Raw genomic sequence first — 23,086 nt, 5'->3', positions numbered from 1 at the left:
ACGCATGCCAGCGGATTTCTCGGCCGGAGCGCGACTCGAAGTCCGGATCACCCCCGCTGACGTGGGAAAACGTGTCTCGGTGCGGCAGTTGACGGAGATCGTCGACGGGCATCCTACGTTCACCGATACGGTCGGTGTTCTCGCATCCTGGAATGAGGGGGTGGTGAACATCACGCGCAGGGACGGCATGACGGTGCCGATCACCGAATCCGCGCTCGTCGCCGGCAAGGTCGTACCGCCCGCACCGCCGCGCCGCGCCGCCGCGGTCCCCGCCGTGAGCGACGGCGACCTGGAGGCCGTCGCCTCCCGGGCCTGGCCCGCGACCGAGACCGCCGCGCTCGGCGGCTGGACACTGCGCGCCGCCGGGGGCTTCACCCGGCGCGCCAACTCGGTCCTCGCGGGCGGCGATCCGGGCATGCCGCTGGACGACGCGCTCGCCGCCGTCGTGCGCTGGTACGGCGAGCGGGGCACGACCCCCTACCTCCAGCTGCCCGACTCCTCCCCCTACGCGGCGGGGCTGGACGCGCGTGGCTGGGTGCGCGAGGCCGACACACTCGTGCGGACGGCGCCGCTCGCGCCCCTCACCCGGCTGCCGCGCGCCGCCACCGAGATCACCCTGACCCGCACCCCTGACGCCGACTGGCTCGCCACCTACCACCGCACCGGGGACCTCGCCGACGTCGCCCTCCGGGTAGTCTCCGGAGGGCCGTCCGTGTGGTTCGCAAGCACGCAGGGCGCGATCGGGCGCGCCGTCGTCGAAGGCCCCTGGGTGCTCTTCGGCGCCGTCGAGGTCATACCGGAACACCGCCGCAAGGGCCTGGCCACCGCCGTCATGGGCGCCCTCGCCCGGCGCGCCGCGGAAGAGGGCGCCACCGCCGCGTACCTCCAGGTCGAGGCCGACAACGACGGCGCCCGCCGCCTCTACGACGGCCTCGGCTTCACCGACCACCACGGCTACCACTACCGGCGGCCCGCGGCATGACCTCCGAGCAGCCGGAACCCGAGCCCCCCGCCGAACGGTTCGCGGCGGCCGCCCGGGACGGCCGGCCCGACCTCGCCGAGCTGTGCCTGCTCGTCGGGGCCCGCGCCGACCCCGCCCTCGACGGCACCGCCGCGGACCTCGCCCAGATCGAACTCGACCGCCTCGCCGGGCTCCTGCCCGCCGGCCCGCACACCCCTCTCGCCTGGGCGCAGGCCCTGCACCGCGTCCTCGGCCGCGGCCACGGCTTCCACGGCACCCCCGCCGACTACCGACGGCTCGAATCCTCCCTCCTCCAGGAGGTCCTGCGCCGCCGCCGCGGCCTGCCCATCCTCCTGTCGGTCGTCTGGATCGAGGTCGCCCGCCGGGCCGGGGCGCCCGTCTACGGCGTCGCCCTCCCCGGCCACTTCGTCGTCGGCATCGGCGAGCCGGACGGCGAGCACGTGCTCGTCGACCCCTTCGACTTCGGCCGCCCCATGTCCGTCTCCGACGCGGAAGCCCTCGCGGGCGGCGGCACGGGCACGTACGCCCCCGCCGATCCGCTCGACATCATCCAGCGCGTCCTCGGCAACATCCGCGTATGGGCCGCCCCCCGGCCCGAACGCCGCGCCGTCCAGCTCTGGGCCCTGGACCTCACCCTCCTCCTCCCCCGCCACCCCGCCAAACTCCGCTACGAGCGCGCCAAACTCCTCGTGACCATGGGCGACTTCCTCGGCGGCGCCGCCGAACTCGACGCCTACGCCGAGGTCATCGGCGCCTTCGACCCCGAAACCGCGCAGACCCTCCACCACCAGGCACGTGCCGCGCGGGCCCACCTGAACTGACGGTGCGCTTCCGGCTCCCCGCCGTTGGGGGTTTCCCGCGCCTGGCGGCGCGGCTGTTTTCCACCCCCACCACCCGTGCGCGAGGAGGACGTCGGCTTTCTGCCCACCTGCGGGGCGCATTCCCCGTCGGGGGCGAACGGCAGTCCCGTGGACATCACCCCCACCGGCGGGGCAGCCGCACGCGAGACGCCAGGAGGGAGACGGTCACCCCCCACCGGCAGGCAGCCGCCCACGAGCCCCCGGGCGGGGAACGATCCGCCCCACCCGCCCCCACCCCCACCGGCAGACAGCCGCCGACGAGACCCCGGGAGGGGGACGATCCGGGGGTGCCCCCGCAGGAATGCGCTTCCAGCCCCTCAACCACTACGGAAGAGGGCGAACGCGCATTCCGAGGAGGTACCCCCGGAGTGGCACCCGACCCCACCCACCGAAACAAGGGCGCGATGCCCCGCCGGGTAACAAACAGGGGCGCGTGGGGGCACCTCCCAGGCGAAGCTCTGGGGGAGAACGGCGCGACAAGCCCCCACGGCGGGAAGGTCGCGGGCACCACCGCAAGAGGCACCCCGGGGCGCAGCTCAGAGCCACCCCTTCTCGCGGGCTATCCGCACCGCCTCCGCCCGATTCCGCGCCCCCGTCTTCCGGATCGCCGTCGAGAGATAATTCCGCACCGTCCCCTCCGACAACCCCAACCGCCGCGCGACCTCCGCGTTGACCGCGCCGTCCGCCGCCGCGGACAAGACGTCACGCTCCCGCGGCGTCAGCGGATCCGCCCCCTCCGCGAGCGCCGCCGCGGCCAGCGTGGGATCGATGACCCGCTCCCCCCGCAGGACCCGCCGCACCGCGTCGGCCAGCTCCGACGCGGGCGCGTCCTTGACGAGGAAGGCGTCCGCACCGGACTCCATGGCCCGCCGCAGGTAGCCGGGACGGCCGAAGGTCGTGACGATGACGACCTTCACCCCCGGGCACTGCGCCCGGATCTGCGCGGCGGCCTCGATGCCGGTCATGCCGGGCATCTCGATGTCGAGCAGTGCCACGTCCGGCGCCGCCGACTTCGCCGCGCCGAGCACCTGGTCGCCGCGGGACACCTGGGCGACGACCTCGATGTCGTCCTCAAGCCCCAGGAGCGTCGCCAGCGCCTCCCTGACCATTGACTGGTCGTCAGCGAGGAGCACCCGTACGGGCCGCGCGTCGGTCATGGCCGCCAGCCTAATGAGCTGCGCCGATGAGAACCCGCACCGCCCTCGCCGCAGCGGCGACACCCGCGTTCTTCCTGCTCAGCGCCTGCGGGGGCGGCAACGGCAGCGACGACGACGCGGCCTCGCCCGCACCGAGCCGCACCGCGGCCGCCCCGAGCGCGACCCCGAGCGCGAGCGCGTCCGCCGAACCCGCCGCCGCCCTCACCGACAAGGTGTCCGCACAGATGCGGCAGGCCCTCACGGCGGCGCACCTGCCGGCGACCGAGAGGGACGACGCCATCCGCCCCTGCGTCTCCGGTTTCCTCCGCGTGTACGAGGCGCGCAAGGACCGTCCGAAGACCCGCGAGCGCGTCGTCTCGTCGCTCACCGCGGCGGGCTGGAAAACCGCCACGACCGGCGGCTCGGACGAGAGCCACCTCACCAGCAACGACTGGTGAGGTGTTCGTGACCCGCACCACGGGGGCCGTCGACGACGACGGCACGCCCTACGAGATGCTGGAGATCGCGGCCAACTGCATCGACCACACCGCCGACGACCTGTTCAACCAGTGATCTTCATGAGGCTCACCCGATCCCCGGAGACGGTGAAGGCGAAGTCGGACGGGCCGTTGTAGCCGTTGCCGCCGACCTGTGCGCTGACGGTGATCGTGTCGCCGTCCGTACGGTGGCAGCCGGTGACGTCGAGCCGGACCTGCTTGCCGATGAACTCGGCGTCGCTCCAGGCGCGGATCGCGTCGTGGCCGCGGAATTCGCGGCCCCAGTCGTCAACGGCGCCGTCCTCGGCGAAGGCGGCCAGGAAGTCCTCGGTGGCGCCGGCGTTGGCGGCCTCCAGGGCCGCGGCGACGGGGACGGGGAGGGGAGCGTGCGTCATGTCCTGCCAACGAACGGCGGGCCCTGTCCGGCGCCCGCCGATCAGGTGGGGCCGCGGCCGGAACCGGGCCAGTCGCCCCGCCCCGCGCACCTTGCCGGGCAGGTCCACCCGGCGGGCGCCGCTCACCCCGCCACCGTCGCCCAGATGCACTTGCCGCCCTCGGTGTACCGCGTCCCCCACCGCCGGGCCGTGACCGCGACGAGTTGCAGCCCGCGGCCGAACTCGTCGTCGAGCAGCGGGTGCCGCACCCGCGGGGTGGCCTGCGAGCCGTCGTAGACCTCGCAGGTGACCGCTGGTGTGCCCTCTTCGGCGAGGTGCAGCAGCCGCAGCCGCATATGGCCCGCCGTGTCGTCGGCGACGTCCGTGCCGATGCCGACGGCGTGCCGTACCGCGTTGCCGATCAGCTCGCTCACCACGAGCGTGGCCGTGTCGGTGAGGTCGTCGAGCCCCCACGCGGCGATCCGCTCGGCGGCCAGCGCGCGGCCGCGGCCGGCGGTCTCGGGCGCGAACGGCAGGTCCCACACGGCGACCCGCTCGGCGGGGACGCGGCCCAGGGCGAGGGCCATGAGCGCCGCGTCGTCGTCCCGGTGCGGCGCCGAGGGCAGATGGCCGCCGATCGTGTCGCACAGCGTGTCGAGCCACGCGTCGCGGCGCTCCTCCTCCTGCGGCAGCGGGACGGTGGCGCCGTAGCGGGTGACGAGGTCGGTGAGCGGCCCGGTGTCGCGCGGGTCGCCGTCCAGCAGGCCGTCGCTGTAGAGGACCAGGACGCTGCCCTCGGGCAGCGGGGTGTGCATGACGGGCGCGGGCACCGACGCCTGGCCGAGCGGCTGCCCGCTGGGCAGGTCCATCTCGTGGGCCTCGCCGCCGGGGGTCAGCAGGACGGGCGGCGGGTGGCCGGCGGAGGCGAAGCGGCAGGCGCCGGTGGTGGCGTCGTAGAGCACCAGCATGCAGGTCGCGGTGAGCGGGCCGAGGCGGCCGGCGGCGTCGTTGAGGTGGGCCATGACCTCGTCGACGGGCAGGTCGAGCGAGGCGACGGCAAGGGCGGCGTGCCGGAGGATGCCCATGGCGATGGCCTGTTCGAGGCCGTGGCCGCGGATGTCGCCGATGACGGCGAGGCTGCGGCCGCCGGGCAGCGCGATCGTGTCGTACCAGTCGCCGCCGACCTCCTCGCCCTCCGCGAGCCGGTAGCGGGCCTTGGCGCGGACACCGACGGTGTGCGGCAGGCCGCCGGGCAGCAGTTCCGCCTGGAGGCGTTCGGCGCGGTGCCGGGCGTCCTCGTACTGCCGGGCGTTGGCCAGCGACTGGGCGATGACGACGGCGATCGTGCCGAGCAGCGAGCGCTCGTCGTCCGGGAATTCGTGCGGGGCGGACCAGCTGATGACGCACGCGCCGACACGGCGGTCGTTGACGACCAGCGGCAGCGTCGCCCACGCGCGCTTGCCGCCCTGCCGGGCACGGGCGGCCACGCTCGGCAGCTCGGCCTCCATCTCCTCCGGGGTGGAGAAATACCGCGGCCCGGCGCTGCCGACGACGTCGGCGATGCGCTGCAGCATCCCGGGCGCCTCCAGCTCGGCGCTGTAGTCCGCGGAGTAGCCCGTCACGGCGACGAGCCGGGGCGCGGGCCCGGTCAGGTCGAGCACGATGAGGCCCTCGGCGGCGACCATCGGCAGGAGGTGCCGGACGAGCACCTCGATGACGTCCCCGGTGTCGAGCGCGCGGATCAGCGCCGCGTTCAGCTCGATCATCCGGCGGGTGCGCTCGGCCCGTGCCGTCTCGGCCGCCTTCTGCTCGGTGACGTCGGCCATCTGGGTGGCGACGAAGCCGCCGACGTCCACCGCCCGCACCAGCCAGGAGACCCGTTCGCCCTTCGGGCCCTCGTACGTCAGCTCGGTCGACACGGCCTTGCCGGGGGCGGCGCGGGCCGCGGCGAGCATCGGCCTGCCCTGGTCGGCGATGTCGGGCACGGTCTCCCACGGGATCTGCCCGAGAACTTTCGCGCCCCCGCCCTGGCCCAGCGCGCGGGCGGCCCGGTTGGCCCACTCGACGCGGTCGTCGGCGTCCAGCACATGGATGGGGTCGGGGTGCCGTTCGAAGAGTCCGGCGAGCCAGGTGAGTTTGCTGCGCCGGGCCGTCACGTCCCAGACGGTGCCGGCCAGCCGGACGGCCCGGCCGGTCCCGTCGTACTCGAAAACCGCCCGCAGCTCCACCCAGCTGACCTCGCCGTCCGCACCGACGACGCGGTATTCGACGGCGTACGGCTGCCGTCCGGCCAGCGCCGTCGCCACGGACTCCTGCACGCCCGGCCGGTCGTCGGGGTGGACGCGCGCCATCCACGTCTCGATCCGGTGGTCCCAGGTGTCCGGGTCCAGACCGGCGGCCGGGAGCAGGTCCTCGGCCGTGTCGTCGACGTCCAGCCGGCCGGTCGCCAGGTCCCAGCTCCAGGTGCCGACCCTGATCTGCTGCACGACCTGCTCGCGCACCCCGGCGGGCTCCTGCCACCACGGGCCGGCCCCGCCGAACCGCCGGCGGGTGTGCGGCAGCCGCTCGCCGACCGTGCGGGCGAGCCGGGCCAGGAAGTCCTGGGCGGCGGCGTCCGGTGGCTCGCCGGTGAGGACGGCGAGGGTGCCGACGGGGATACCGCCGACCATGACGGGCGCGGCCACCATCCCGCCGGGCAGCTCCGCCACGGCCTCCTCACCGGCGTCGGCGGGCCCCGTGGAGGAGGGCGGCCGGTCGCCGGCCCTCGCGGGGCGGTCCAGGCCCGGCGGGCCGACGGGCGCGGCGGCGGGCGCCTCACCGCGGGCGGGCGGCCTGCGGGTCGACCAGCACACCGTGCCACGGGTCACGGCGAGCGCGGGGGCGGTGGAGGCCCGCGAGGACAGCTCCTCCCAGCGGTGGACGGCCGGGCCGGGCAGCCCGTTGGCGGCCACCAGCCGCAGCAGCCCCTCGGCCCCGGCCATATGGACGAGCCCGCCGTAGCCGCCGAGCGCGCCGACGGCCTGCTGCAGTGCCAGCCGCAGGAGTTCGGCCTCACCGTGCCCTTCGACCGCCTCCACCAGCCGGATCCGCACGAGGTCGCGGGCATCGCACGCGCCGGACCCGTCGCCGCCGGAATGAGCCTTTCCCGGCCCGCCGTCACCGCCGGCCCGGGAACCTCCTGTGCCGGGACCACCGGGATCCCAGCCGTCGGGGGTCCCTTGGCCTGGACCACCGTCCGGTGCCGGAACCATCAGCGCATCACCAGCCTCGCGTCCGCCGTGCTTCCTGGTCGTCCTGGCTGATCTGCCCCGCTTCAGCCGCTTTCGTTCACTCTTCCGCCATTCTTACGCCGTTCGCCGCACCCGGCCGCCCGCCGGACCGCCCGTCACCGGCCCGCCAAGTCGGCCGCCTCGCGCGGCGGTAGGGGCTGGTCCGCGCGGGGGCGACCATGATCACCCGCGCTCGGCGGACCTATGATGTGCCCGGGCGAGCCGCCGTCATCCGGCGGTCTCCCCGCCAGAACAGCGAGGCATGGGAAGGTACGCCGACAATGAAGACCCCCGACGTCATGGCTCCGGGCAGCTCCGAGGCATCCGCCACGCTCCGCGCCGGCTGGTTCCCGTTCGCCTGACCCGCCCTCCGCAAGGGGCCCGTACGGGCCCGCCCCCCACCCGGCCCCGCGGCTCCCCGAGCCCCGGGGCCGACCCACACCGCGCGCGGGCCGCCACCGCACGGCCCCGACACCGCCCGCGGTACGCCGGGCCCCGCCCCGTACACCCCCCGTATGACATCTGTCATGCGGAAGATACGACCCACGGCACTGCCGAGCCGACCGCCCGGCGCGGCAGGGTGGAGGTATGAGAACGACGGCGACCACGACGGACGGCACGGCGGCGGAGCCCCGGGAGGCGGGGCGGCCCGCCGTGGAGTTCGTGTCGGTGGACAAGAGCTACGGGGCCGTGCGCGCCGTGGCGGAGCTGAGCCTGGAGCTGTACCCCGGAGAGACGGTGGCGCTGCTCGGGCCGAACGGCGCGGGGAAGTCCACCGCGCTCGACCTGCTGCTCGGGCTGAAGAACGCCGACGGCGGCCGGGTGCGGGTCTTCGGGACGACGCCGGCGCAGGCCATCGAGGCCGGCCGGGTCGGGGCCATGCTGCAGAGCGGCGGGCTCATGGAGGAGGTGACGGTGCGCGAGCTGGTGGGGCTCGCGTGCGACCTGCATCCGAAGGCGTATCCGGTGGAGCAGGTGCTGGCCTCGGCGGGCGTCACGGACATCGCGTCCCGCATGGTCGACAAGCTGTCGGGCGGTCAGGAGCAGCGGGTGCGCTTCGCGCTGGCCACCGCCGGGGCGAACGACCTGATCGTGCTGGACGAGCCGACCGTGGGCATGGACGTCAGCGCCCGGCAGGCGTTCTGGGCGACCATGCGCGGGCAGGTGGAGGAGGGCCGCACGGTGCTCTTCGCCACGCACTACCTGGAGGAGGCCGACGCGATCGCCGACCGCGTGCTGGTGCTGCACCAGGGGCGGCTGATCGCGGACGGCACCGCGGCGGAGATCAAGGCGCGGGCCGGCGCCCGCCGGGTGACCTTCGACCTCGAAGGGACGATCGACGAGGCCGCGTTGCGCGCCCTGCCGCATCTGGTGGGTCTGGACATCACCGGCCCGACCGTCCGCATCCGCTCCGACGACGCGGACGCCACCGTGCACGCGCTCTACGGCCTCGGCCTCTACCCGCGCAACCTGGAGGTCTCCGGGCTCGGCCTGGAGCAGGCCTTCCTGGCCATCACCGACGCGGCGGACGCCGCGCGCGACGACGCCGGCGCGCTGCCCGCCGGGGAGGCGGACGCCCGATGAAGACCCTGGTCAAGCTGGAAATCCTGCGTACATTGCGCAACCGCAAGTTCATGTTCTTCTCGGTGCTCTACCCCGGCTTCCTCTTCCTGATCATCACGGCGGGCGCGGACAAGCACAAGAAGCTGGACGGCTCCGACCTGACCGTGGTCGCGTACTACATGGTCGCGATGGCCGCCTTCGGCGCGATGACCGCGGTGCTGATGGGCAATGCCGAGCGCATCGCCCGCGAGCGCGAGAAGGGCTGGGTGCGGCAGCTGCGGCTCACCGCGCTGCCGGGCCGCGGCTACGTCACGGCGAAGATCGCCTCGGCGGCCACCGTGAGCCTGCCGTCGATCCTGATCGTGCTGGTGCTTGGCGCGGCGGTGAAGGGCGTGTCGCTGGACGCGTGGCAGTGGGTGGCACTCCTGGCGAGCGTCTGGGCGGGCAGCATGGTCTTCGCGGCGCTGGGCGTCGCGATCGGCTACGTCGCCACGACGGACGTCGCCCGGCCGGTCTCGATGCTGTGCTACTTCGCGCTCGCGATGCTGGGCGGCCTGTGGGTGCCCTTCACGACCTTCCCGCACTGGCTGCGCACCGTCGCCGGCTATCTGCCGGGCCGGGCGTACGCGGCGCTGGGCCAGTCCATCGAGTTCGGCGACGCCCCGCACGCCAAGGACGTCACGGTGCTGGTCGTCTACCTGCTGCTCTTCGCGGGCACGGCCGCCTGGCTGTACCGCAAGGACACCCGGAAGGCGTGACGGCGCCGTGACGCTCCCCACGCCGCCGCACGCGGCCGGCATGCGGGCAGCCGCGGCCTGCGCGGTGCTGCTCGGCGGCGCGCTGGCGGGCGCGCGGCTGGCCCGGGCGGGACGCGAGCTGCGCGAGGCCCGGCAGGCGGTGGCCCGCGCCCGCGACCTGCACGACGGGCTCGGACACGCGCTGGCCCTCATCGCGATCAAGAGCGAGCTGGCGGGCCGGATGCTGGCGGCCTCGCCGGCCCGGGCCGCGCGTGAGGTCGGCGACATACACCGGGTGAGCCGGCAGGCCCTCGCGGAGGTCCGCGCGGGCCTGCCGGAAGAGGCCCCCTGAGGCCTCCGCGGGCCTCTGGCCGCCCCTGGGAGCCGGGCCCTACCGGGCGACGTTCGGGAAGGTCACCGTGCGCCCGGCGGGGTCGGTCGCGTGGAGCGCCTGGATGAGGGCGGTCGCGACGTCCTGCGGGGTGACGGCGGTCTTGGAGCCGTCGCCGCGCTCCAGCTTCACGTTCTTGAAGGCCTTGCCGTACAGCTCCTTGAGCTTGACCAGGTCGATGTGCGGCGCGAGCTTGCCCTCCGGGTCGGCCGTCATCGTCAGGAACTGCGGCAGGGTGTTGTCGAACGAGATGAAGTGCGCGGCGTCCGCCCGCACCGTCACCCGGCCGGACATCGCGGTCTTGCCGAAGCCGTTGACGGCGCGGTCGAGTTCGGCCTGGGTGACCTTCGGGGCGACGGTGCCGGCGTCGAGCGCCACCACCGGGTCCGCCGCGGTCTCCACGCGGGTGCGGTAGGCCGCCTCGATCTTCTGCGCCGCGGAGTCCACGTCGACGGTGTGACGGGCCTTGCCGGGCACGGCGATCGCCTTGTGGTCCTCGAAGCGCACCATGCCCTCGCTGCCGCCGTCGCCCTTGCCGGCGAGCGTCTGGAGCGCCGCCTTGAGCTTGTCCTCGTCTATGACGTAGACGGGACTCGCGGTGCGGCTGCCGCCGAAGAGCGAGCCGATCACCGAGACCGGGTTGTAGTCGGCGTGCGCGACGGCCCGCACGGTCGCGTCCGTGTCGACGGACAGTCCCGCCACGGACGGCTTCAGGGTCGTCCTGGTTCCGCCGATGCTGAGCTGGAGGGGCGCGCTGGCGCGGTCGCCGAGCGCGTCGTCGAGCAGCTTGACCGCGGCGGCGCGGTTCTGGTTGCCGATGTCGACGCCGAAGGCGGTGGTGCCCTTGGGCACGTCGGCGTGGTTCATGAGCAGGCCCGCGCCGTACGCGAGGACCAGTACGGCGACCACGCCGGCGCCCAGCAGCACGGGCTTGGAGCGGCCCTTCTTCGCCGGCCGGGCCGCAGCGGGCGCGGGCGCGGCGGGCTTGGCGGCGGGCTCCGGCTCGCGGTCGGGCTCGGGTCTGCGCGGCGCCGCCGGGCGCGGGGCGCGGGGACCGCCGGGCGGCACGGTGGGGATACCGCTCACGAGCGTGTCGCCGGACACCCGCCCGGTGCCGCCGGGCGGCGTGTGCGCGGGGTCGGGCGTGAGCGGCGGCACGTTCATGGCACCGGTCGCGGGACCGGCGGTCGGGCCGTCCGGCGGGCTGAGCGTGTCGCCGAAGGCAGGCACGGTGTAACTCGCGCTCGCCGGGTCGGAAGCCGTCGGCCGCGGCACCCCTGGCGGGAAGTCCTCGGTCCCGAACGGCTGCGACCCGGTGTCGTACGGGGAGTGGGACCCGGTGTCGTACGGGGACTGCGGGTCGCCTACGACCGGAGTCGCACCCGTGTCGTACGGCGAAGGCCCGCCACCCGGGATCCGCGTCGACCCCGTGTCGTACGGGGAGGGCGCATCACCGGGCAGCCGCGACGACCCCGTGTCGTACGGCGAAGGCCCGCCACCCGGGATCCGCGTCGACCCCGTGTCGTACGGGGAGGGCGCGTCGCCGGGCAGCCGCGACGACCCCGTGTCGTACGGCGAAGGCCCGCCACCCGGAATCGGCATCGACCCGGTGTCGTACGGCGAGCGGCCCTCGTCGGCCGCGGGCATCGCCGCCGTGTCGTAGGGCGAACGGGCGGCGAAGGGCGAGGTGTCGGGCGCGGGCGGGCGCGGTACGGAACCGGTGTCGAAGGGTGAGCCGAAGGGCGGCGGCGGGGCCTGCCCGGCGAAGGGCGCGGGGAAGCCCTGCGCGGGGGTGTCGTGCGGCCCGCGGGCCGCCTCCGCCTCGCCGGGCGCACCGCCCACCGGCGGCGGCAGGTAAGGCACACCGCCGGCGTAGGGGGCCTCCGCGGCAGGCGGCGGCGCTTCTTCCTCGGCGCCCTCGGTCGCGGCCACGGGCTTGCGGGGCGAGAACCAGTCGCTGGTGGCCTTCTCGGGCTCCGGCTCGGGCCGGGCCTCCGGCTCGGCCTCGGGCGCCTCCTCGGCCGGCGCGGCAGCGGCGGCCTCGTCGACCGGCGTGCGGACGACGACGGGCGGGATCGGCCGCGACCCGGGGATGTTGATGCGGATCCGGGTCGTCAGCGTCGTCTCGGTCCTGGGCTCGTCCGGGAGCGGCGGCTCGCCCGCGCCCGGCTCGGGCCCGGTGCCGGAAGCGGAACCCGTGCCGGGGACGGAGCCGCTGCCGTCGTCGGTTGCGTCCGCGGACCGGGGCCGCTCCTGCGGGTGCAGGGAGGGGAAGGGACGGCTGCCGTACGGCTGCGTCCCGGACGGGTACGCGGCGCCGCCGCGGCCCTGTGCCCCGGAGGACGAACTGTCTGTTTCACGAGTCAAAGCAGGCTCTCCCGGTGTGCTTCGCCGCCCGACATGGTTCCCCGCTTGCGGCTCGCCGGCGGGCCCCACCATACCGACCGGCCGCCAGCGGCGGCCCTGGTCGGGCGGAACGCTCAGGGCCAGCCAACCACGGCCTCGCCCCTGCCCGCCAAGTCAGGCCCTATTCGCCCCTGATGGCAGCAGTTGCGGCAAAGTGGCGCAGATCACGGCGGCCAGGGCGCCGCCCAGCAGGTAGAGGTACGAGCCGGCGCCGGCCGCGAAGAGGAAGTCGCCCTCGGGCCGGGTGGTGCTCAGCAGGATCACCGAGATCAGCCAGATTCCGGCGGGCACCGCCACCCCCACCCGGCTGCCGGTGGCCTTCAGGCCGCCGTAGAAGAGCGCCACGCATCCCGCGAGGCTCAGCAGCAGCCCGCCGGGGAAGAGGCCCGCCTGGACGAGCGCCCCGGCGAGCGCGACGAGGGCGCCGAGCACGGCGAGACCGAGGTAGCCGAGGAGCCGGCCCAGGGAGAGAGGGGTGGTCACGCGGCACCTCCACCGAGGCCGTCGTCGTCGAAGCCGAAGCCGGAGCCGGAGCCGGCCGGGGAGCCCGATCCGGCCCCGGAGCCCGGCCCGGAGCCGGAGTTGCCGCCGGGCCTGCGGGCGAAGAGGTCGGTCACCGGGGCGCCGGCCGCGGCGCCGGGGAGCGGGTCGCCGTGCACCTGGCGGTAGCACTCGGTACTGAAGAAGGGCTGGCCCAGATCGTTGGAGAGCGCGAAGAAGGGGCCGTCCACGGCGATCTGGGTGGCGTGCGCGCGCATCGCCGCGGTCTTGCGGTCCGCGTACGCGCTGCCGTCGATCACGACGCTCACGTGCGCGTCGTCGACCACGCCCGGGATGTCGTCGGGGGTCGCGACGCCGCCGAAGGGGAAGTCCTTGCCGGCCGCGGCGACCCGGGCGAAGCCCTCCTCGACGGCCGAGCGCGGGGTGCAGATCTCGAAGACCCGGTCGACCCGGTGGCCCTGCCCGGCGGCGAGCTCGTAACCGCGCATCGCGACCCGGTGGGCCTGGATGTGGTCGGGGTGGCCGTAGCCGCCGTTGTCGTCGTAGGTGACGAGCGCCTGCGGGCGTACGTCCATGATGACCTCGGCCAGATGGCCGGCCGCCTCGTCCAGGTCGGCCTGCCAGAAGCAGCCGGGCACCTCGTTCTGGGCGACGCCCATCATGCCGGAGTCGCGGTAGCGGCCGGGGCCGCCGAGGAAGCGGTGGTCGGTGACGCCCAGTTCGGCCATCGCGGCGGCCAGTTCGCCGACGCGGTGTTCGCCGAGGGTGTCGTCCCGGTCCGCCGTCAGGTGCGCGAGGTCGGGCGGAATGACCTCGCCCTCCTCACCCAGGGTGCACGTGACCAGGGTGACGAGGGCGCCTTCGGCCGCGTACTTCGCCATGGTGGCGCCGTTGTTGATCGTCTCGTCGTCCGGGTGGGCGTGGACGAGCAGCAACCGGCGCGCGGGACGCGCGGACGGGGTGGTTCGGTCGGTCATGGCGGAAGCCTACGACTCCCGCCGGGGGCGCTCAGAACTTGATGTCGGAGATCATCCCCGCGACGTTGTTGGTGAGATCGTTGATCTGCGGAGCCCAGGACGAACTCGCCAGGTAAAAGCCCAGCAGTGTGCACGCCACGGCGTGGCCCCACTTCAACCCGGACCGTCGGATCAGCAGGACCACGATGATCAGCAGCAGCAGCACCGCCGAAATCGAGAGTGCCACAGCGGCTCACCTCCAGGTACGACGCAGGGGTCATGTCAGTTGCCACATGCTTATTACCCACCCATGGCAACGGATCATAACTTTCCGTGCGACCGCATAGGTCGGAGCACGGAAGCACTGGGGGGCGCATGACCAGATCCAGCCACCGCGGTGCCGCCTCCCGTGCCCGGCCCCTCGGGTAGCGCCGCAGGTCGGGTGGCTCGCGGCGGTGTCGCACCGAAATCCGGGGGCGGTTGTCGGACCCACCCCCTACTGTCACGGATATGACGTACCTCTCATTCCCTCGGCAGCACGCGCGGACACAGCGGTTCACCCTCGGGGTGCCGCGGGCGTTCACCGTGGCGCCGGACGGGAGACGGGTGGTCTTCCTGCGCTCGCGCACGGGCACGGACACCGCGCAGCTGCTGTGGGTGCTGGAGCTGCCCGCCGCCGAGGGCGGGGCGGTACGGGAGCGGGTCGCGGCCGACCCGGTGGCGCTGCTGGGCGGCTCCGAGGAGGAGCTGCCCGCGGCCGAGCGGGCCCGCAGGGAGCGCAGCCGGCAGTCCTCGGCGGGCGTCGTGGCCTACGCGGTGGACGCCGAGGTGACGACCGCCGCCTTCGCGCTGTCCGGGCGGCTGTTCACGGTGGGGCTGGCGGAAGGGGGCGGCGTCCCACGGGAGTTGCCGGTGCCCGGCCCCGTGGTGGACCCGCGGCCCTCGCCGGACGGGCGCTGGGTGGCGTTCTCGGCGGGCGGCGCGCTGCGGGTGGTGGCCGCGGACGGGTCGGGCGGCCGCGCGCTGGCCGAGCCGGACGGGGAGGAAGTGACGTGGGGCCTCGCGGAGTTCGTCGCCGCCGAGGAGATGGGGCGGCACCGCGGCTTCTGGTGGGCGCCGGACGGCTCGGCGGTGCTGACTGCCCGGGTGGACGAGTCCGGGGTGGCCCGGCGCTGGCTGTCCGAGCCCGCCCATCCGGACCGCGCACCGGTCGAGATGGCCTATCCCGCGGCGGGCACGGCCAACGCCGAGGTGACGCTGTGGCTGCTCGGCCTGGACGGCACCCGCCGCGAGGTGACGTGGGACCGCGAGCGCTTCCCGTACCTCGCGGCCGTGCACTGGACGGCGGCCGGGGCGCCCTTGCTCCTGGTCCAGACGCGCGAGCAGCGCGCCCAGCACTACCTGACGGTCGACACGGAATCGGGTGCGACGACCCTCGCGGCAGCCGAGGAAGATCGAGATTGGCTTGATCTTTTCCCCGGCGTACCGGCCCTGCGCCCGGACGGGACGCTGCTGCGGATCACCGACACCGACGGCGCCCGCGTCCTGACGGCCGACGGGAAGCCGTGGACGGACGGCCGGCTGCACCCGCGTGCCGTGCTGGCCGCGGACGGCGAGGACGTGCTGGTCAGCGCCTCGGCCGGAGCGGAGGCCGAGGAGGCGGAGACAGGCGAGATCCATGTCTACCGGGTGACGGCCGAGGGCCCGGTCCGTGTCACCGGCGAGCCCGGCGTGCACTCCGCGGTGCGCGCGGGCGCGGTCACCGTGCTGACCTCGTCACTGCCCGGCCGCTCCGGCGTCCGCACCCGGGTGCTGCGCGGGGGCACCGAGGTCGCGGAGATCGCCTCGTACGCGCAAGCCCCGTCGCTCACCGCGCGGGTCCGGCTGACCGAGGCCGGCAAGCGGCGCATCCCCTGTGCGGTCCTGCTGCCGGCCGGCCACAGCGAAGGCGACGGCCCGCTGCCGGTGCTGATGGACCCTTACGGCGGCCCGCACGGCCAGCGCGTCACCGCGGCGCACGACCCGTACCTGGTCTCGCAGTGGTTCGCCGACCAGGGTTTCGCGGTGGTCGTCGCCGACGGCCGCGGCACCCCGGGCCGCTCCCCCGCATGGGAGAAGGCGATCAGCGGCGGGCGGCTCGCCGAGGTCGTCCTGGAGGACCAGATCGACGCGCTGCACGCGCTCGCCGAGTCCTTCCCGCTGGATCTCTCCCGGGTCGCGATCCGCGGCTGGTCCTTCGGCGGCACCCTCGCCTCACTCGCGGTGCTGCGCCGCCCCGACGTCTTCCACGCCGGCATCGCCGGTGCGCCGCTGACGGACCAGCGGCTCTACGACACGCATTACACCGAGCGTTATCTGGGACTCCCGCAGGAGCAGGGCGCGGCCTACGACGCGAATTCCGTCGTGACGTCCGAGGGTATTCCCCAACTCGCGGAACCCGCCCGCCCGCTGATGATCATTCACGGCTTCGCGGACGACAATGTACTGGTCGCGAATACGCTGCGGCTTTCCACCGCGCTCTTGGCCGCGGGGCGGCCGCACGAGGTTTTGCCGCTCTCGGGCGGGATCACGCACATGACTCCCCAGGAAGAGGTCGCCGAAAACCTCCTCCGCCTGCAGGTGGCCTTCCTGAACCGCTCCCTCAGGCCGTAAGAACCCGCAAGTTACGGATGGGGCTGGTGTTACACCCCCGGGCGGCGGCGCCGCCTCAGGGGAAACCTCTCGGCCGACCACCGGGCGCGCACCCCCACCGGTGCCACGCAGAGCAGGAAACCCGGTCCGTATATCGGTCATGCCTCGGCCGTGTTGCGCGCGCGTAAACACGATTCGTCCCGTCAAGTCGTACATGTCTCCCCCGGCGGGAGGCTGTCAAGCACGCCCGGAAGACGATCTGCTCAATCTTCGCTCAAGAAGCGGACGATCACGCTTTCTTCCCTCCACGCCCCCTTGACTGCAACTTGCTTTCATTGCGACAGTCCCGGCAACTCACGACGTCCACCCGTCGAGGGAGTCCCAAGCCATCTGCTCATCAGTGACGCACCAGCGGGGGCCATCGCGATGACGAGTTCCACCGAGACCACCGTCTCCGAACCGCCCGGCGAACCGGGCGAGATCAGCGACGCCCTGCCCGCGGTCGCCCCCGAACTGGCGGGGCGGTCGCCGGGGCAGCTGATGTGGCGCCGTTTCAAACGCGACCGCGCCGGGGTGATTTCGGCTTACATCGTCGCCTTCTTCTTCGTGATCGGTATCTGCGCGCCGCTCATAGCCAAGCTCTACGGCAAGGACCCGTACACGCTCTACGGGCAGCACGAACCGGGCCTGCTGGACGACTTCGGATACCCGATCGCCCCGAACGGCGGGATCAGCGGGCGCTTCTGGTTCGGCATCGAGCCGACCCTCGGCCGGGACGTGTTCACCCAGCTTCTCTACGGCATCCGCACCTCGCTGTTCATCGCGGTGTCGGTGACCATCGTGGTGACGATCACCGCGATCGTGCTGGGCATCACGGCCGGTTACGTCGGGGGCAAGACGGACTACTTCATCGGGCGGGTCACCGACCTGCTCATGGCCTTCCCCTCCCAGCTGTTCTTCGTGGCCGTGATGCCCGTCGTCACGGCGATCTTCGTGAGCCCGACCGACGAGACCCCGACGTACCTGCGAGTGGTGGCACTGATCGCCGTGCAGTGGTTCCTCGGCTGGATGGGACTCGCACGACTGCTGCGCGGCCAGGTACTGAGCCTGCGCGAACGGGAGTTCATCGAGGCGGCCCGGGTGACGGGGGCCTCGTCGTGGCGCATCGTGCGCCGAGAGCTGCTGCCGAATCTGGTGACGCCGATTCTGGTCCAGAGCACGCTGATGCTGCCGACCTTCGTCACCGCGGAAGCCGGACTGTCGTTCCTGGGGGTCGGGCTCGTCGAGCCGACGCCGGACTGGGGACGGATGTTCGCCCGCGGCGCGGACGTCTACCAGAACGACATCACGTACATGTTCTTCCCCGGCGTCGCGATGGTGATCTTCATCGTCGCCTTCAACCTGCTCGGGGATTCGGTCCGTGACGCCTTCGACCCGAAGGCCGCACGTTAGGGACGCCGCTGCGGGGGCGGCGTCGCCCCGCACAGGACCGCTTTGCAGCCAGCTCATCGTTACGAAGGACAGGGGTGCACAACCGATATGAGAGTCTACATGCGTAGAACGCGGGCCGCGCTGGTGGCGGTCGCCGCCGGCGCACTGGTCCTGACCGCGTGCAGCAGTGGCGGGGGCGGTGGTGGCAAGTCCACCGAGAACAAGGACGCCAAGGCCAAGCAGAGCAAGAGCGCCCAGGAGCTGGCCGGCGCCATCACCTTCGGCGACGACGCCGCGTCGAAGGGCCCGGCCGAGCCCGTACCGGGCGCGGTCAGCGGCGGCACGATGAACGTGCTGGAACGCGACAGCTACACCCACCTCGACCCGGGCCAGATCTACGTCCAGAACGAGTACCAGCTCGCGACGCTGATCCACCGCGGCCTGACGACGTACAAGCTCGACAACGCGGGCAAGTACACCGTCGTCGGCGACCTCGCGACCAACAGCGGTGAGCAGTCCGACGGCGGCAAGACCTGGACCTTCCACCTGAAGGACAACATCAAGTTCCAGGACGGCACCCCGATCACGTCGAAGGACATCCGCTGGACGGTGGAGCGGCTGTTCGCCCCGTTCATCACCAACGGCCCGGCCTACCTCCAGCAGTGGCTGGCCAACACCAGCGGCACCGACTACCGCAAGCTGCTGCCGGCCGGCCCGTACAACGGCCAGCACCTGCCGGACACCCTTCTGTCGACGCCGGACGAGAAGACGGTCGTCTTCCACTTCACCAAGCCCCAGCCCGACACCCCGTACCTGTTCGCGCTGCCCGGCTACGCGGTCGTGGACTCCGCGAAGGACACCAAGCAGGCGTACGACAAGGCCCCGGTCGCCTCCGGTCCCTACATGATCAAGGACTTCAACCAGGGCAAGTCGATGACCCTGGTGAAGAACCCCAACTGGGACCCGAACAGCGACTCGTCGCGGCACCAGTACGTGGACTCCTTCGCGATCACGTTCAACCACCAGTACGAGGACTCCACCAAGCGGATGATGTCCGACGCGGGTGAGAACCAGACGTCGGTGAGCTTCTCCAACGCCGTCGACACGGACAACACCCCGACCGTGGTGGGCACCCCGTCGATCTACAAGCGCACGGTGGCCGGCTACCAGCCGTTCACCGGGCAGATCAACTTCAACATGAAGCGGATCACGGACCTCAACGTCCGCAAGGCACTCGCGCTGGCGATCCCGACCAAGCCGGTCTACCAGGCGCTCGGCGCCGAGTACGGCGCGGAGTACGCGGGCGGCTTCCTCAGCCCCGCGCTGGCGGGCTACCAGAAGTCCGACCCGCTGGGGAAGATCGCCAACCCCAACGGTGACGCCGCGGCCGCCAAGAAGATCCTCACCGACGCGGGCAAGGTCAACACGAAGATCACCTACGCGTACGTCAACACCACGCAGGGCCAGCAGTACTCGGTGGCCATCGCCGCCGCGCTGAAGGCCGCGGGCTTCGACGTGCAGCGCAAGGAACTCCCGTCGGACACGTACTACGACCTGATCGGCAAGGTCGACAACCAGTACGACATCTACGCCTCGGCGTGGGGCGCGGACTGGCCGAGCGCCTCCACCGTCATTCCGCCGGTCTTCGACGGCCGCACGATCGCCGACCAGGCGCCCAACTACTCGCACGTCAACGACCCGTACATCAACAGCCAGATCGACAAGATCTCGGCGATGACGGACCCGGCGGCCGCGCAGAAGGCCTGGTTCGACCTGAACACCTACATCACCACCAAGGTGATCCCGGCCGTGCCGACCGTCTACTACAAGCAGCTCCAGCTGTTCGGCTCCAAGGTCGGCGGCGCCGTCTACAACAACATGTGGTCGGGCATCGACTGCACGAAGCTCTTCCTCAAGCCGTAGCAGCCGCACAGCCGTACAGCCGCAAAGCCGTCCGGCGCAACGCCGCGGTGGGGCCGGGCAGTCGCCCGGCCCCACCGGGGCGCCTCAGCACCCGGTCCTCCGGTCCACCGCCGCCCGTCCTCAGAGAGCTGCGACCGCCATGCTTCGATTCCTCGTCCGCCGGACGCTCGGCGCTGTGGTCATTCTGCTGTTCATCAGCGCCTTCACCTTCTTCCTGTTCTTCGCGATACCGCACGACCCCGCCCTGCTGTCCTGCGGCAAGAACTGCACGCCGGACAATCTGAAGATCATCCACCACAACCTGGGCCTCGACCACCCGGTGCCGGTGCAGTACTACCTGTTCATGGTGCGGATCTTCACCGGCCACCACTTCCCGGCCGGCGCGTGCCCGGCCCCGTGCTTCGGCTACTCCTTCGCCACGAGCGAGCCGGTGTGGCCGACCCTGATGGACCGGCTGCCCACGACGCTCTCGCTCGCCGCGGGCGCCATGGTGGTCTTCCTCCTCTTCGGCCTCGGCACCGGCATGCTGGCCGCCTGGAAGCGCGGCACCCTGATCGACAAGACGTTCAGCTCCGCCTCGCTCGTGCTCAGCTCGATGCAGATCTACTTCGTCGGCCCGCTGGTGCTGGCGCTGGTGGTCTGGAACAACCACATCCTGGACCAGCCCAAGTACGTGCCGCTGACGCAGAATCCGGTGTCCTGGTTCAACGGGCTGCTGATCCCGTGGTGCGTGCTGTCGATCCTGTTCACGGCGAACTACACCCGCATGGCGCGCTCGACGATGCTGGAGCAGCTCCAGGAGGAGCATGTCCGCACCGCCCGCGCCAAGGGCATGTCCAGCAGATACGTCTTCTTCCGCTACGCCTGGCGGGGCTCGCTCATCCCGATCGTGACGATCCTCGGCATCGACCTGGGGTCCCTGCTGGGCGGCGCGATGATCACCGAGTACACCTTCCAGCTCAGCGGACTGGGGCAGCTGGCACTCCAGTCGGTGAGCCATACCGACCTGCCCATGCTGATGGGCGTCATGCTCTTCAGCGCCTTCATGATCGTGCTGTTCAACATCATCGTGGACGCCGTCTACGCCTTCATCGACCCGCGCATCCGGCTGTCCTAGGAGACCGGCAGTGACCACCATGACCAAACCGGAGGACGCCGTCCCGGCGGGCAGCACCGACGCGTTCTTGTCCGTGCGCGACCTGCACGTGCGCTTCTCCACCGAGGACGGCGTCGTCAAGGCCGTCGACGGGCTGTCGTTCGACCTGGAGCGCGGCCAGACGCTGGGCATCGTCGGCGAGTCGGGCTCGGGCAAGTCGGTGACCAACCTGACCGTGCTCGGCCTGCACAACCCGTCCACCACCGAGGTCGCCGGCGAGATCGTGCTGGACGGCCAGGAGCTGACCGGGGCGTCCAACCGCACGCTGGAGAAGCTGCGCGGCAACAAGATGGCGATGATCTTCCAGGACTCGCTCACCGCGCTTTCGCCGTACTACACGATCGGCCGGCAGATCGCCGAGCCGTACGTCAAGCACCGCGGGGCCAGCAAGCGGGAGGGGCGGGAGCGGGCCATCGAGATGCTGGAGAAGGTCGGCATCCCGCAGCCCAGAATGCGGGTGGACGACTACCCGCACCAGTTCTCCGGCGGCATGCGGCAGCGCGCGATGATCGCGATGGCGCTGGTGTGCGACCCGGACCTGCTGATCGCCGACGAGCCGACGACGGCCCTGGACGTGACCGTGCAGGCGCAGATCCTGGATCTGCTCAAGGACCTCCAGCAGGAGTTCGGCTCCGCGATCATCCTGATCACCCACGACCTCGGCGTGGTGTCCAAGGTCGCCGACGACCTGCTGGTGATGTACGCGGGCCGGGCCGTCGAGCGCGGCTCGGTACGCGAGTTGCTGACGGCGCCGCAGCACCCCTACACCTGGGGCCTGCTGGGCTCGATGCCGCGGCTGGGGTCGGACGTCTCCGAGCCGCTCACGCCCATCCCGGGCTCGCCGCCCAGCCTGCTGGCGCCGCCGCCGGGCTGCGCCTTCCACCCGCGGTGCGGCTTCACCGACCTGGTCGGCGGCGGGCGGTGCGCCTCGGTGCGGCCGGACCTGCCGGCCGGGCGCGGCTCGGCGTGCCATCTGAAGGACGAGCAGAAGCGGTCCGTGTTCATCGAGACGATTCAGCCGCGGCTCGGCTGACTCACCAGGGCAGGCATCCACATGAGCAACGACATCTCACTGTCCAAAGACGCAGAGGGCGCTGCGGACACCAGCCCGGCGGCAGAGCAGGCCGGGGACGGGACGGCGCGCGAGACGCTGCTGGAGGTCCGCGGGCTGGCCAAGCACTTCCCGGTGATGGGCGGCTTCCCCATCAGGCGGCAGATAGGCGCGGTCAAGGCGGTCGACGGGGTCGACCTGTCGGTACGGGCGGGCGAGAGCTTCGGCCTGGTCGGCGAGTCGGGCTGCGGCAAGTCGACCACCGGGCGGCTGATCACCCGGCTGCTGGAGCCCACCGCAGGCAGCATCACCTACCGCGGGCGGGACATCACGCACGCCGACCGCAAGGAGCTCGCGCCGGTCAGGTCCGAGATCCAGATGATCTTCCAGGACCCGTACTCGTCGCTGAACCCGCGGCAGACCGTCGGCACGATCATCCGCGGCCCGATGGAGATCAACGGCATCGACCCGCCCGGCGGCCGGGACCAGCGGGTGCGCGAGCTGCTGGAGACGGTCGGGCTCAACCCGGAGCACTACAACCGCTTCCCGCACGAGTTCTCCGGCGGCCAGCGGCAGCGTATCGGGGTCGCCCGGGCGCTCGCCCTGGAGCCCAAGCTGATCGTGGCCGACGAGCCGGTCTCCGCGCTGGACGTGTCGATCCAGGCGCAGGTGGTCAATCTGCTCCAGCACGTGCAGCGCGAGCTGGGCATCGCGTTCGTCTTCATCGCGCACGACCTGGCGGTCGTCCGGCACTTCTCGGAGCGGCTCGCGGTGATGTACCTCGGCAAGATCGTGGAGGTCGGCGACCGCGACTCCATCTACCTGCGGCCCCGGCACCCCTACACCCATGCGCTGCTGTCGGCGGTGCCCGAGGTGGAGCCGCTGTGGGAGACCCCCGACGGGAGCGCGCGGCCCGAGCGCAAGAGCCGGATCCGGCTCGCCGGCGACGTGCCCTCGCCGATCAACCCGCCGTCCGGCTGCCACTTCCGCACCCGGTGCTGGAAGGCCACGAAGCTGTGCGCGGAGGAGGAGCCGCCGCTGGTCCGGCTCGACGGCGCGGACGAGGGGCACCTGACGGCGTGCCACCACCCGGAGGACCCGACGGTGACCGGCCGTACGGAGGACGTGGTGCTGGACCCGTCCCTCGTGGCGCTGGAGGACCACTCGGATCGCCCCTGACGCGGCGCCGTACGGATCTCAGGGCCTGCCCCGCGTCACTCCC

Annotated in this window: 19 protein-coding genes; 12 read left to right on the top strand and 7 right to left on the bottom strand. The window is 72.6% G+C overall.

Annotated features, from left to right (window positions below):
* Positions 1-4 precede the first annotated feature (4 nt).
* Positions 5-982 (top strand): GNAT family N-acetyltransferase, encoded by a 978-nt coding sequence (locus IH54_RS44745; protein ID WP_031521404.1) that lies wholly within the window; start codon positions 5-7, stop codon positions 980-982.
* Positions 979-1,803 carry a transglutaminase-like domain-containing protein gene (locus IH54_RS44740; RefSeq protein ID WP_031521401.1) on the top strand — a complete coding sequence of 275 codons (825 nt, stop codon included), beginning with the start codon at positions 979-981 and terminating at the stop codon, positions 1,801-1,803. Before IH54_RS44745 ends, IH54_RS44740 begins: the two co-directional genes overlap by 4 nt.
* Positions 1,804-2,378: 575 nt before the next feature.
* On the opposite strand, the gene IH54_RS0126505 is transcribed toward IH54_RS44740, so the two are convergent.
* Positions 2,379-2,999 carry a response regulator transcription factor gene (locus IH54_RS0126505; RefSeq protein ID WP_031521398.1) on the bottom strand — a complete coding sequence of 207 codons (621 nt, stop codon included), beginning with the start codon at positions 2,997-2,999 and terminating at the stop codon, positions 2,379-2,381.
* Between the two features lie 26 nt (positions 3,000-3,025).
* On the opposite strand from IH54_RS0126505, the gene IH54_RS0126500 reads away from it, so the two are divergent.
* Positions 3,026-3,436 carry a hypothetical protein gene (locus IH54_RS0126500; protein ID WP_031521396.1) on the top strand — a complete coding sequence of 137 codons (411 nt, stop codon included), beginning with the start codon at positions 3,026-3,028 and terminating at the stop codon, positions 3,434-3,436.
* Between the two features lie 104 nt (positions 3,437-3,540).
* Here IH54_RS0126500 and IH54_RS0126490 read toward each other — a convergent pair whose 3' ends face one another.
* Entirely contained in the window at positions 3,541-3,870 is a 330-nt protein-coding gene (locus tag IH54_RS0126490; RefSeq protein ID WP_031521393.1) for a nuclear transport factor 2 family protein, read from the bottom strand.
* Positions 3,871-3,992: 122 nt separating this feature from the next.
* Positions 3,993-6,941, bottom strand: a complete 2,949-nt coding sequence (locus IH54_RS0126485) for a SpoIIE family protein phosphatase (RefSeq protein WP_031521391.1) — start codon at positions 6,939-6,941, stop codon at positions 3,993-3,995.
* 765 nt (positions 6,942-7,706) lie between these two features.
* Here IH54_RS0126485 and IH54_RS0126475 point away from each other — a divergent pair.
* From IH54_RS0126475 to IH54_RS0126465, 3 genes are read left to right on the top strand one after another with little or no spacing between them, the layout of a single operon-like run.
* On the top strand, positions 7,707-8,702 hold the full coding sequence (locus IH54_RS0126475) for an ABC transporter ATP-binding protein (RefSeq protein ID WP_031521389.1): 996 nt from the start codon (positions 7,707-7,709) through the stop codon (positions 8,700-8,702).
* The gene (locus tag IH54_RS0126470) at positions 8,699-9,439 is read left to right on the top strand and encodes an ABC transporter permease (RefSeq protein ID WP_031521387.1); all 741 of its coding nucleotides are present in this window, start codon (positions 8,699-8,701) and stop codon (positions 9,437-9,439) included. The genes IH54_RS0126475 and IH54_RS0126470 overlap by 4 nt, the downstream gene beginning before the upstream one ends.
* Positions 9,440-9,446: 7 nt before the next feature.
* Positions 9,447-9,770: a histidine kinase dimerization/phosphoacceptor domain-containing protein gene (locus tag IH54_RS0126465; protein ID WP_031521384.1), complete on the top strand. Its 324-nt coding sequence runs from the start codon at positions 9,447-9,449 to the stop codon at positions 9,768-9,770.
* A 39-nt stretch (positions 9,771-9,809) separates the two neighbouring features.
* On the opposite strand, the gene IH54_RS43620 is transcribed toward IH54_RS0126465, so the two are convergent.
* The 4 genes from IH54_RS43620 to IH54_RS0126445 form a co-directional block, all read right to left on the bottom strand.
* On the bottom strand, positions 9,810-12,176 hold the full coding sequence (locus IH54_RS43620) for a hypothetical protein (RefSeq protein WP_043182314.1): 2,367 nt from the start codon (positions 12,174-12,176) through the stop codon (positions 9,810-9,812).
* Between the two features lie 153 nt (positions 12,177-12,329).
* The gene (locus tag IH54_RS0126455) at positions 12,330-12,698 is read right to left on the bottom strand and encodes a DUF6113 family protein (RefSeq protein ID WP_031521380.1); all 369 of its coding nucleotides are present in this window, start codon (positions 12,696-12,698) and stop codon (positions 12,330-12,332) included.
* Complete coding sequence (gene mshB, locus IH54_RS0126450; RefSeq protein ID WP_052397891.1) at positions 12,695-13,693, bottom strand: N-acetyl-1-D-myo-inositol-2-amino-2-deoxy-alpha-D-glucopyranoside deacetylase; 999 nt, start codon at positions 13,691-13,693, stop codon at positions 12,695-12,697. Before mshB ends, IH54_RS0126455 begins: the two co-directional genes overlap by 4 nt.
* Before the next feature lie 31 nt (positions 13,694-13,724).
* Complete coding sequence (locus IH54_RS0126445) at positions 13,725-13,919, bottom strand: hypothetical protein (RefSeq protein ID WP_031521375.1); 195 nt, start codon at positions 13,917-13,919, stop codon at positions 13,725-13,727.
* A gap of 263 nt (positions 13,920-14,182) precedes the next feature.
* Here IH54_RS0126445 and IH54_RS0126440 point away from each other — a divergent pair, with 263 nt between their 5' ends.
* The 6 genes from IH54_RS0126440 (at position 14,183) to IH54_RS0126415 (ending at position 23,043) form a co-directional block, all read left to right on the top strand.
* On the top strand, positions 14,183-16,324 hold the full coding sequence (locus IH54_RS0126440; RefSeq protein WP_031521373.1) for a S9 family peptidase: 2,142 nt from the start codon (positions 14,183-14,185) through the stop codon (positions 16,322-16,324).
* Between the two features lie 405 nt (positions 16,325-16,729).
* A complete protein-coding gene (locus tag IH54_RS0126435) occupies positions 16,730-17,755 on the top strand; it encodes an ABC transporter permease (protein ID WP_031521370.1) in 1,026 nt (341 codons plus the stop codon).
* 99 nt (positions 17,756-17,854) lie between these two features.
* Positions 17,855-19,657, top strand: coding sequence for an ABC transporter substrate-binding protein (locus IH54_RS0126430; protein WP_043182312.1), 1,803 nt, complete (start codon positions 17,855-17,857; stop codon positions 19,655-19,657).
* Between the two features lie 139 nt (positions 19,658-19,796).
* Positions 19,797-20,774 carry an ABC transporter permease gene (locus IH54_RS0126425; RefSeq protein WP_031521366.1) on the top strand — a complete coding sequence of 326 codons (978 nt, stop codon included), beginning with the start codon at positions 19,797-19,799 and terminating at the stop codon, positions 20,772-20,774.
* A gap of 10 nt (positions 20,775-20,784) precedes the next feature.
* On the top strand, positions 20,785-21,846 hold the full coding sequence (locus IH54_RS0126420) for an ABC transporter ATP-binding protein (RefSeq protein WP_031521363.1): 1,062 nt from the start codon (positions 20,785-20,787) through the stop codon (positions 21,844-21,846).
* Between the two features lie 21 nt (positions 21,847-21,867).
* Positions 21,868-23,043 (top strand): ABC transporter ATP-binding protein, encoded by a 1,176-nt coding sequence (locus tag IH54_RS0126415; protein ID WP_031521361.1) that lies wholly within the window; start codon positions 21,868-21,870, stop codon positions 23,041-23,043.
* Positions 23,044-23,086: the final 43 nt, after the last annotated feature.

Source organism: Streptomyces sp. NRRL F-5123 (assembly GCF_000721495.1).
GTDB lineage: Bacteria > Actinomycetota > Actinomycetes > Streptomycetales > Streptomycetaceae > Actinacidiphila.
The sequence above is the reverse complement of the archived record's forward strand: the minus strand, read 5'-3'. Positions and strand labels throughout refer to the sequence as shown.

What these genes read in the sequence shown, in the direction of transcription:
- IH54_RS44745 (WP_031521404.1), top strand. Translation starts at nt 5, where the DNA reads ATGCCAGCGGATTTCTCGGCCGGAGCGCGACTCGAAGTCCGGATCACC.
- IH54_RS44740 (WP_031521401.1), top strand. Translation starts at nt 979, where the DNA reads ATGACCTCCGAGCAGCCGGAACCCGAGCCCCCCGCCGAACGGTTCGCG.
- IH54_RS0126505 (WP_031521398.1), bottom strand. Translation starts at nt 2,999, where the DNA reads ATGACCGACGCGCGGCCCGTACGGGTGCTCCTCGCTGACGACCAGTCA.
- IH54_RS0126500 (WP_031521396.1), top strand. Translation starts at nt 3,026, where the DNA reads ATGAGAACCCGCACCGCCCTCGCCGCAGCGGCGACACCCGCGTTCTTC.
- IH54_RS0126490 (WP_031521393.1), bottom strand. Translation starts at nt 3,870, where the DNA reads ATGACGCACGCTCCCCTCCCCGTCCCCGTCGCCGCGGCCCTGGAGGCC.
- IH54_RS0126475 (WP_031521389.1), top strand. Translation starts at nt 7,707, where the DNA reads ATGAGAACGACGGCGACCACGACGGACGGCACGGCGGCGGAGCCCCGG.
- IH54_RS0126470 (WP_031521387.1), top strand. Translation starts at nt 8,699, where the DNA reads ATGAAGACCCTGGTCAAGCTGGAAATCCTGCGTACATTGCGCAACCGC.
- mshB (WP_052397891.1), bottom strand. Translation starts at nt 13,693, where the DNA reads ATGACCGACCGAACCACCCCGTCCGCGCGTCCCGCGCGCCGGTTGCTG.
- IH54_RS0126440 (WP_031521373.1), top strand. Translation starts at nt 14,183, where the DNA reads ATGACGTACCTCTCATTCCCTCGGCAGCACGCGCGGACACAGCGGTTC.
- IH54_RS0126435 (WP_031521370.1), top strand. Translation starts at nt 16,730, where the DNA reads ATGACGAGTTCCACCGAGACCACCGTCTCCGAACCGCCCGGCGAACCG.
- IH54_RS0126430 (WP_043182312.1), top strand. Translation starts at nt 17,855, where the DNA reads ATGCGTAGAACGCGGGCCGCGCTGGTGGCGGTCGCCGCCGGCGCACTG.
- IH54_RS0126425 (WP_031521366.1), top strand. Translation starts at nt 19,797, where the DNA reads ATGCTTCGATTCCTCGTCCGCCGGACGCTCGGCGCTGTGGTCATTCTG.
- IH54_RS0126415 (WP_031521361.1), top strand. Translation starts at nt 21,868, where the DNA reads ATGAGCAACGACATCTCACTGTCCAAAGACGCAGAGGGCGCTGCGGAC.